The sequence below is a fragment of the Candidatus Thiothrix phosphatis genome (assembly GCF_035668035.1).
Classification (GTDB): Bacteria; Pseudomonadota; Gammaproteobacteria; order Thiotrichales; family Thiotrichaceae; genus Thiothrix; species Thiothrix phosphatis.
This window is the reverse complement of sequence record NZ_JAYMYJ010000119.1, coordinates 1-8,963: the sequence shown is the minus strand read 5'-3', so window position 1 is coordinate 8,963 and position 8,963 is coordinate 1. Positions and strand designations below refer to the sequence as shown.

15 protein-coding genes are annotated in these 8,963 nt (G+C 55.1%); 14 read left to right on the top strand and 1 reads right to left on the bottom strand.

From position 1 onward, the window contains the following. Positions 1-211 precede the first annotated feature (211 nt). The 3 genes from VSS37_RS13475 (at position 212) to VSS37_RS13465 (ending at position 2,773) form a co-directional block, all read left to right on the top strand. Positions 212-1,423, top strand: coding sequence for a tyrosine-type recombinase/integrase (locus tag VSS37_RS13475; RefSeq protein ID WP_324696037.1), 1,212 nt, complete (start codon positions 212-214; stop codon positions 1,421-1,423). 638 nt (positions 1,424-2,061) lie between these two features. Next, positions 2,062-2,367, top strand: coding sequence for a hypothetical protein (locus VSS37_RS13470; RefSeq protein ID WP_324696035.1), 306 nt, complete (start codon positions 2,062-2,064; stop codon positions 2,365-2,367). Between the two features lie 31 nt (positions 2,368-2,398). Then, entirely contained in the window at positions 2,399-2,773 is a 375-nt protein-coding gene (locus VSS37_RS13465) for a contractile injection system sheath initiator (protein WP_324696033.1), read from the top strand. A gap of 326 nt (positions 2,774-3,099) precedes the next feature. On the opposite strand, the gene VSS37_RS13460 is transcribed toward VSS37_RS13465, so the two are convergent. Next, positions 3,100-3,321 (bottom strand): Arc family DNA-binding protein, encoded by a 222-nt coding sequence (locus tag VSS37_RS13460; RefSeq protein ID WP_324696031.1) that lies wholly within the window; start codon positions 3,319-3,321, stop codon positions 3,100-3,102. A gap of 121 nt (positions 3,322-3,442) precedes the next feature. On the opposite strand from VSS37_RS13460, the gene VSS37_RS13455 reads away from it, so the two are divergent. From VSS37_RS13455 to VSS37_RS13405, 11 genes are all read left to right on the top strand, one after another. Beyond that, entirely contained in the window at positions 3,443-3,619 is a 177-nt protein-coding gene (locus VSS37_RS13455; protein ID WP_324696029.1) for a hypothetical protein, read from the top strand. An 82-nt stretch (positions 3,620-3,701) separates the two neighbouring features. After that, positions 3,702-3,923, top strand: coding sequence for a hypothetical protein (locus tag VSS37_RS13450; RefSeq protein WP_324696028.1), 222 nt, complete (start codon positions 3,702-3,704; stop codon positions 3,921-3,923). Then, entirely contained in the window at positions 3,920-4,177 is a 258-nt protein-coding gene (locus tag VSS37_RS13445; protein WP_324696026.1) for a hypothetical protein, read from the top strand. The genes VSS37_RS13450 and VSS37_RS13445 overlap by 4 nt, the downstream gene beginning before the upstream one ends. After that, positions 4,174-4,296, top strand: coding sequence for a hypothetical protein (locus tag VSS37_RS13440; protein WP_324696023.1), 123 nt, complete (start codon positions 4,174-4,176; stop codon positions 4,294-4,296). The genes VSS37_RS13445 and VSS37_RS13440 overlap by 4 nt, the downstream gene beginning before the upstream one ends. Beyond that, the gene (locus VSS37_RS13435) at positions 4,293-4,523 is read left to right on the top strand and encodes a hypothetical protein (RefSeq protein ID WP_324696021.1); all 231 of its coding nucleotides are present in this window, start codon (positions 4,293-4,295) and stop codon (positions 4,521-4,523) included. Before VSS37_RS13440 ends, VSS37_RS13435 begins: the two co-directional genes overlap by 4 nt. Beyond that, positions 4,513-5,031: a hypothetical protein gene (locus tag VSS37_RS13430; protein ID WP_324696018.1), complete on the top strand. Its 519-nt coding sequence runs from the start codon at positions 4,513-4,515 to the stop codon at positions 5,029-5,031. The genes VSS37_RS13435 and VSS37_RS13430 overlap by 11 nt, the downstream gene beginning before the upstream one ends. A 2-nt stretch (positions 5,032-5,033) precedes the next feature. Then, entirely contained in the window at positions 5,034-5,204 is a 171-nt protein-coding gene (locus VSS37_RS13425) for a hypothetical protein (protein WP_324696017.1), read from the top strand. Further along, positions 5,198-6,451, top strand: a complete 1,254-nt coding sequence (locus VSS37_RS13420) for a TIGR02594 family protein (protein ID WP_324696016.1) — start codon at positions 5,198-5,200, stop codon at positions 6,449-6,451. The genes VSS37_RS13425 and VSS37_RS13420 overlap by 7 nt, the downstream gene beginning before the upstream one ends. Before the next feature lie 12 nt (positions 6,452-6,463). Next, entirely contained in the window at positions 6,464-6,658 is a 195-nt protein-coding gene (locus VSS37_RS13415) for a hypothetical protein (RefSeq protein ID WP_324696014.1), read from the top strand. Then, positions 6,655-7,551 (top strand): hypothetical protein, encoded by an 897-nt coding sequence (locus VSS37_RS13410; protein ID WP_324696013.1) that lies wholly within the window; start codon positions 6,655-6,657, stop codon positions 7,549-7,551. Before VSS37_RS13415 ends, VSS37_RS13410 begins: the two co-directional genes overlap by 4 nt. Further along, positions 7,551-8,795 (top strand): FtsK/SpoIIIE domain-containing protein, encoded by a 1,245-nt coding sequence (locus VSS37_RS13405; protein ID WP_324696011.1) that lies wholly within the window; start codon positions 7,551-7,553, stop codon positions 8,793-8,795. The genes VSS37_RS13410 and VSS37_RS13405 overlap by 1 nt, the downstream gene beginning before the upstream one ends. Positions 8,796-8,963: the final 168 nt, after the last annotated feature.

The following is an 8,963-nucleotide window of genomic DNA, read 5'->3' as shown; positions in this document are numbered from 1 at the left end:
GCACGTCATTCGTAATGATGGGGTCGGGAGTTCGATTCTCTTCACCGGCATACTTTCAGCTTCCCAATGGTTCCATACCGTACCGCAAAGCCAGCAAAAACAGGCATGTAGTGCCAAGTCACATTCCCATGACGTACCAAGCGCACCATAGCAGCCCGCCTATTTTGCGGTATCCTCCCCGGTATCCACCACACCCAGAGGAGCCGATACCGTGAAATTGCGCCTTACCGATACCGCAGTGAAGAATGCCAAACCCAAACCAGACGGCAAGCCAGCCAAGCACACCGACGGGGGTGGTCTGTACCTTTGGGTGACGCAATCCGCCAAGGTCTGGCGGTACGACTACACCCGCCCCATTACTGGCAAGCGCAATACGCTGGTGATCGGCAACTACCCAGAGACCGGGCTACGTGACGCACGGGAACAGCATCAGACGGCGCGTGACCTGCTGGCGCGTGGCATTGACCCATCGGAACACCGGAAGGCGCAGGAAGCCGCAGAACGCGACATGATGGCAAACAGCTTTGAGTCCGTGGCGCTGGAATGGCTGGTGAAGTTCCGCCACACCTGGAGCGACAGCACCTACAGCAAGATAACGGGCATCTTGCGGCGGGCTGTTTTCCCGTGGCTGGGGGCGCGGAACATTGCCACCATAGAGCCGCCCGACGTGCTGGAAGTGCTACGCAGGCAGGAGGCAGGCGGCAAGCTGGAAACGGCACACAAGGCGCGGCAATACATCGGGCAGATATGCCGTTATGCCGTGGCAACTGGGCGGTCTACCCGTGACCCTACGCCCGACCTGAAAGGCGCTATCCCGCCCGTAATCAACAAGAGCTATGCAGCACTCACCAACCCGCAGGAAGTCGGTAAGCTGATGCAGGACATCGGCAGGTATCCCGGCAGGTTCGAGACGCGCCTGTTGCTGCAAGCAAGCGCCTATATGTTCACCCGCCCCGGCGAAGTCCGGCAGATGCAGTGGGCAGAGATCAACCCCGACCGTTCCCAATGGCTGATCCCGGCAGAACGCATGAAGCTACGCCAGGAACACATTGTCCCGCTATCACGCCAGATGCTTGCGCTACTGGATGAAATCAAACCGCTTACCGGATACCGGCAATATGTCTTCCCTGGACGCAATGACCCAAGGCAACCGGCAAGCAATAGCGTGGTGAGGCAGGCTCTTATCAGGATGGGATACCAGCCAGACGTGATGCAGGCGCACGGGTTCCGATCTACCGCCAGCACCCTGCTGCATGAAGAATTGCACTACCCTTCCGACGTGATAGAAAAGCAACTGGCGCACGCCGTTGGCTCCAAGGTGCGCAGGGTTTACGACCGCAGCCAGCACCTACCGGAACGCACCCGCATGATGCAGGAATGGGCGGATTACCTTGACCGTCTGATGGGCGCGTTGGCGGGATAGTTACAACAATTACAACAAAGCCGAAAAACGCTTGTAAGTTTATGAATATAAAGGGTTTTTCGTGTTGTAACTGGCGTACAACAATTTACAACAGTTACAACATCGCAGCCCTGTTTTTCCTGCTTTATCCCAATGGAATCAATTATTTAGGATTGTTGTAAGTGTTGTTGTAACTGTTGTCGTGCGAATGTTGTTGTAACACTCTCCCCTGCCCGCAATAGCCGGACAGTGATCCGGCTTTTTTGTTTGTACCATTGGGGGAAGTCGCACCAGCAGGAAAATGGGAAAACCTGCCATTGTCGAACACCCAAAACCCCCAAAACATCACCAGACACCGGAAAAACAGGGAAAACGCCCCGTTGTCGAACACCCAAAACCCCCAAAACCCCCAAAACCCCAACGGCGCATTTTCCCGCGTAGTGACTGCCGGAAAACCTTCACAGCGACCCTGACCCACGTTGGACGGCGCATTTTCCCGCGTGGTGACTGCAGAAAAACCTTCACAGCGACTTTGCCACGGGCTGGACGGCGCGGTTTCCCCGCGTGGTGACTGCCGGAGCCACATATCTTGTGGTAATTGCCAAATAATGACACCATATCTTGTGTTTCTAACCGTTTCTATTTGAGGGGTTCGCACCATGCCAAGACAACCCGGCACGCCCAAGACAGGCGGGCGCGTTGCTGGAACACGCAACAAGGCGACAGCAGCCGTTAAGGCGGTAGCAGGTAGCTACACAACGGCGGCGATTGAAACACTGGCAGAGATAATGCAGGACGGCACAGCACCGCCAGCGGCAAGGGTAAGCGCGGCTAATGCCCTGTTAGATCGTGGTCACGGAAAACCGATGCAATCCAGCACCGTAGACGCAACAGTGACGGCTACCACCACCCTAACGCCAGAACGGTTTGAACAGATATGCCGTGAATTGGCGGATGAGGTTTAATGAGAATCTTTATCAACACAAAGGAATCACAATGAAAACACTACTACTCGACCAGGACAAATGGGATTTGGTGCTCGACGTGTATGGAAATATTGCCTTAGCAGATGACCCCTACGCCATTGCTCAAAACGTCGCTAGTGCGTGCCGGACGTGGGCGGGCGAGTGCTGGTACAACACCGCAATAGGCTTGCCTTGGCAAAATATCTTCGGAGAATCAGGGCAAGCGCCATTGGGCTACCTACGGTCATCACTTGAGAACGAAGCAAGCCGCGTGCCGGGCGTGTCGAATGCTGAAGAACACCTTATTTTTGATGTGCACAACCGGACGGTTTACAGCACAACACCCAAAGGCGCGGCAGTTGTTCCCGTTGAAATCTTCCTTGATAACTTGCTACCGGGCGGCTGAGGTGGCTTTTTTTGTGGCTGGTGCAAACGTGGGTGAATCTTTGGGGACAATCACCCGCGAAACTCTCAAACAATCGCCCACAATCGACCCAGAATCAAAACCCAGTCAAGAAATCCGGGCGGGTATCACATCCCGCAACTTTCCCGCGTGCCAGGCATCTCACATAGTATTGTGGGGCGATACTTTACCGGGCCGGGAACCTGACTCCCCAATGGGTCAAGGTGGAAATATCCCCATTGACACAACGCGCCACAAGCCGCGCAACGGGCTGGCGTGGCAATCGGGTATCTGTCGGCAATGGCGGGCTTGTGGGGGGCGTGGCGTGGCTATTTTTGGCGCTTGTCGAGTTCTTCCTGAATGATGCGCTGAAACACCTTTTCCGTAGTGGTGAGTACCACGGGCGAATCAGTGCAAAATGAATCCCTAACCCGTGCGGTTATCTCACTGTTCAGGCTCCTGCCTGTCTTGCTGATGACATCCACAAGCATGGCGTAAACATCTGGCTCTATTCGTAGCGTTATCCGCACTTTCCCGCTTTCTATATCCATCGTCTGCCCTTCTCATTTTTTGGTGCAAAAGGATAACACCTTTTTTAGTGTCGTTTCACTTGACACCACATTAGATGCGCATCTAGTATGGTGTCATTCAATCAATAAGGAAATCGACAACATGCCTAAGCCAGTAATCAGAATTCAGACCCGCTATCAGCCAGACCTGCACCAATGGCTTGCAGATCGGGCAAAGCAGAACACCCGTTCTTTGAATGGTGAACTGATGGAAATCTTGAAGAAAATGAAGGAAGGGGAAGAACAGAAAGCAGTATTTGACCGGGCGAACAACCCATAAATCAGTAATCGCCCTACCCAACGGCTGGAACCCGAAGGGCAGGACTTCACATCAACGGCTGACAATTGAAGGAGCCGAAAACATGCAACGCAATCATATCACGCCCCCAATGGGCTTTACTTATTCGGTCTACGCCAACGGTTCCGAGATTCTGGAAACCGAAGACCAGGCGCAGGCCATCCAGACCGCCAAGGCCATGGCCGACAAACTGCAAACCCCTGTTATCGTTTATGAGAACGACGAGGAAACAGGCGACCAGGCCATAGTGGTCGTGGTGCACCCTGCCAAGGGGGTGCAGCCATGAGCAAAGCAATTGATGTAATCCGCGCAGACGTCCCCCCATTGGGCGAGACCTACAGCGACGGCGCGAAAGTTCAGGCCATGGCAACAGGCGAACTTGTGACCCTCAGCATCGGGTTCTGCCGGTCAGACAAGGCGCTGGCAATCATGACGGTGGATCAGGCCGAACGCCTTGCGTCTGCCCTGCAATACGCAGCCGTCAACGCCAGGGTGCGCCGCATTACCCGCGAAAACAAAGTATGGGAGGTGCAGCCATGAGCAAGAAAGTCACCCTGACCCAAGAGCAATTTGACGCGCTCATGAATGGGCAGAAACCGAAACCCACCAAACAGCAGCAGGACAAGCCACAACCGCAGCCACAAGGCGGCATGGAATGAGTAGCCGAATAGTAAACGAATGGTGGGGGCTGACAGGGGCAGGCTTGAAAGCCTTCTTTTGGGGAATGGCGGCTGGTGTCGCCTTGTGCCTGTATGCCAGCCACGACGATAAACCAATTCCACAAGCTGATACTGCCGTATCTGATGCGCCGGTGAGCGCGGAAGGTCGGCAATTCCTGAATGCATGGTGTGCAAAGAATTACAGGGGTAACAACAATGTACGGTGAAAAATATTACGGTGCGAATGCATCAACCTTTATTGGCTGGGCTGTTACTGCCGTTTCTGGCGTTAGCCTTGCTTCCAGCCTGCTGACCGACGTTCCAGTTCTGGAAGTGGGCGGAAGCACCACCTGGAGCGCGGTTTCTGCCGTGGTTGGCGTTGGCGTAGGTGTCGCCCTGATTAAATCCAAGGAAACCATTGGTGGAATCATGGCCATTGCCCTGACTGCATCCCTGCTGGCCAACGGTGTAAGCCTCAATTTTGACCAGTTTGGGCGCGTCACCAAAGGCGCATACAACGGCTTTGTGCAGGGCGCTACAGCAGTTCAAGGCGGCGTGCGTGGGGCAACTGGCGCAACCAACACGGCCAATAATCCCCTGTTTTACGGTTACACGGAAGGCCGGAAACTGACGGCGGAAGAACTGGCGGCTTGCCAGTCTGGCGCGGCATGGACGAACACAAGCGCAGGTATCCGCAACTGTTCGTCAGGCCACAAATGGGAAAAGGCACAATGAATATGGTAACGACAATCTGGTTCTATTTCTGCCTTCCGGTCATGCGCTGGATTGTCGTTATTTTCCTGCTGCACGCCTTCCTGAACCCCCTGATTACCACATGGGCGGGGGATATGCTGGGGCAGTTCTGGCAACAGCTTGTGGACGAATTGCGGGGGCTGCTGCCGTGGTAACGGACAAGGATTTCAAGCGGCTGGAAGGCAAGGTGGATGCTATCGGGCATTCCGTGGCGTCTGCCAATGCGGCGGCAAAAGCAGCGGCTAACATGCTGCGCCCTGAACTGCCGGTTTACTTCGCCCTACCCATGGCTGCAATCGCTTACCTCATGATCGTTAACCCCTTGCGCACGGCTGGCACGGAGATAAGCCCTTATGTCGAGAGGGCTTACCACCATGTCAATTATGCCGGGGAAACCGCAGGTAGCTGGCTGGCGCGGCTCAATGTCGAAATGCCCAACATGCTTTCAGGTCAGGCGATCCGTGGCCTGTCCAACCGCCAGACAGCCGAGTTAATGGCCGCACTCCGCCAACGTGAGAATTCAGGCCGGTATGACGGCTGGAACACCTATGGCTATGTCGGCGCATATCAGGCGGGGGCGGCGGCACTCACACAAACTGGCTACATCAAGCGTGAAGCCTTCGACAAAGCCGAGGAGTGCATACAGAAAGGGACTTGCGGGAAAAAGCAATTGGCATTCATCCAGAACGAAAGCAACTGGACTACGGGCCATAGCTACGCCGAGTTCATGGCTTCCCCAATGGAGCAGGACGCTTTCTTTATTGCGCTGGCTAACTTCAACGTGGAAGGCGGTTTCAAGCGCGGCATGTTGCGGGCGGATGATCCAAAACGTACAGCCGGATTCATTGCCGCCAGCCACCTGAAAGGCACAGGCGCGGCTGGGGATTGGTACTTGCACCATGACGACGACGAAGACGCCAACGGCGCGAAGGTGAGTGCATACGCCGCCCTGGGCGAAAACGCTATCAGCATCGATTCCGGTGTGATCCAGACCGCTACCCGCTTTATCGGTATGCGCGAAGACGAAAACCGCCAGGAACTTGCCACCTTCATCAAGCAAGCCGGGCTAAGTATCAACCCGGATTCAACTGCATGGTGTGCTGGCTTCACCAACGCCGTGCTTCACGCCAACGGGATCAAGGGCACGGATGCGCTGAATGCCCGCTCATTCCTGGAGTGGGGCGAGGCTACCAACAACCCGCAACCGGGCGACGTGGTAGTCCTGTATCTCGGTTCCCGTGACGGATGGCAGGGGCATGTAGGCTTTTTCGCTGGCTTCGACTCAGCAGGGAATGTACGCATTCTGGGCGGCAACCAGGGTGACAAGGTGAGCATTGAATCATTCCCCAAGAGCCGCGTTTTGGGCTACCGAAAAGCGCCATCCAGAAAGATTTTTTCATAGGAAATTACCGCCATGGATAAGCCAATTTCTCAACCTGACCGGAACCCTGGACAAGCCGGGAAAATCGCGGGAAAAAATGCCGAAAATGCGTTTTTTGGGCGTTTTTCGATTTGGCAGGGTTTTGGCAGGGTTTTGGCAGGCGGCTATCAACCCTTGGCAGGTATTTGGCAGATTGTTTTAATTTACATCTTGAGGGTGAAATCATGAACGAGCAGTTCACCATTCCGGCATTAAGAATTATTGAAGATTCCGCCAGTGATGAAAAGCTGATGGAAAAACAGAGGATGCAGGAGGTTAAAGTATTTTTTGACAAACCGTCTGTTAAGCAGGTTTTGATTCAGCATATCGCCCTGACCAAGGACGTATGCGCCCCCGCTTTGCAGAAGGAAGCCATCATCCAGATTGCCAGCCAGTGCAAGCCGGGCGCACCCGTCAACCTGCGTGACCTGGAAGACTCGGTTTCTGTTGATGGCGTTACTACCAACTTCACCCGCAACTACCTTATTCCTGCCTTGCAACGGGCTGGCTTGTTCATTCCTAAACCCAATGGGGCAAACGGCTGGCTTTGGGCGGAGCTGCAAGCACCATCCGCGATGGACACCGCCAAGCAACTGCTGGGCAAAGCGGCTGGACTGGCTACCCCAGAGAATCCCGAATTGGTAGAAGAACAGCGCAAGCTGGCAGTAGAGCAACAGCTTTCTGAAGTCGCTAAACGCCGCCTGTTGCTGGCAAAGCAGAATGCAAAGCTGATAGCGGAAGCCAGCAAGTTGCATGAAGAGAATGAAGCTGAATTGCTCAAGCGCCCGATTCAACCCGTTGGGCGCAACAATCCCAACAAACCGGCAATGTGGGCGGCTGGCGTGGCGGCTTTGGTGCTGGGGGCAGTATTGCTACACAACCATTCAGGCGAAGACCTGCCAACACAACAGGCAGCGGCGGCAGCGGCTGAACCCGCACCTGATTACAACAGCATGACCGATGAAGACATTCTCAAATTGCAGATGGGCGACCGCTGGGGGCAACTCTCTGAAGGGCAGCAAGAGCAAATGATTGATGAACTGAAACAGCAGCGCGTCGCCATGGCGCAGGGGAAAATCTAATGGAACTGATGATAGGCAAATTCAACCCGGCGCATTTCGCCCCTGAAACCCTGACTGGCGCGGTAAGCATTGGGCTTGCTGCATCCCTTGGCTTGTTCGCCAACGCACCTGCAACCGCAGCAACGGCGCTTACCGGCATGGGCCTGTATAAGCTTTGGAAACTGCATAGAACCCGATGGCTGCGTGACGGCTACCTGTTCGACTCACCCTATGTAGAAAATGACATCCTGCCGGATATGCTGGGGCTTGCGCCTGGGATCAATGAACTGGTGACTGAACGCTTGCGCATGGCGACTGGCAACGACGAGCTTACCGCGTTTGAATCCGCCAGTGCTCAATACAGATTGTTGACCGTCAGCAACAACGATCCGCAGCAGATAGCCAAGGTATTGCCGCGCATTGCGTCAGTGCTGGGCATTGCGCCTGAAGAACTTGGATTCATCCCGACTGCCGGTAAAGACAAGAGCATCATCCTTGCCCCATTGCCGCGTGAAGACTGGCAGGCCGTGCCATTTGATGAAAGCGCCCTGCAACCTAGAAAGCTGATGGGCTACATCGGCCAGGATGTGCTGGGCAAGCCAGTCACCTATGACCGCAAAGACTCGCCTCACATGCTGATTTCAGGCACAACTGGCGCAGGTAAAACGGAAGCGATCCGGGCCGACATGCACAGTATGCGGCTTTCCGGGCTGAAGCCTGAGATTCATATCATCGATGCGAAAGCTACCCTTCGCCGTGAACAATGCGCCAGCTTCACGGCAGACATGCGCGAAGGGCTGGAGATGCTGGGCGACATCAACCAGCGAGCACGGGAGCGGATGCAAGAGATTGTGGCGGCTGGCTGTGACAACTGGTTCCAGTACCGCAAAAAGCGCCCTGAAGCGTGCCCTGCCCCAATCTTTATTTACATTGATGAATACCCGCAGTTCCGGGCGCTGGCTGGCAAGGAAGCGGTTGAAGCGGTTGTGGGCGAAATCCTTCGGGTTCATCGCAGTGCTGGCGTGTTCCTGACTATTGGCATTCAGAAGCCCAAAGCAACGGAGTTTCCTACCGAAATGCGCGACATGTTGGACGTGCGCCTAGCCATGCGGGTTCCTGATTCAAAAGCCAGTGAAGTTGCGATTGATACCGGGGGCGCGGAAGGTCTGCCGGGTGAAGGCGCTTTCATGTTCCGTGCTGGCGGTAGCGCCATTGTGCGCGGGCGGGGTGCGTTTCTGGCGCAACAGGCAGGGCAGCCGGGCTGATGGACGGCGGCAGGGCGCATAATGTTTTCACCAGCGTCTACCCCGACGGGGGAAAAGCAGAACCTTTACTGCCTGATGCTGGATTCTTTTTAAAGGCGACACTTAAAGGAGTGTTTATTTCCATACCCAAGGTTAAAACCACCGGCTTCAGCCGGTCAGCTTTAGCTG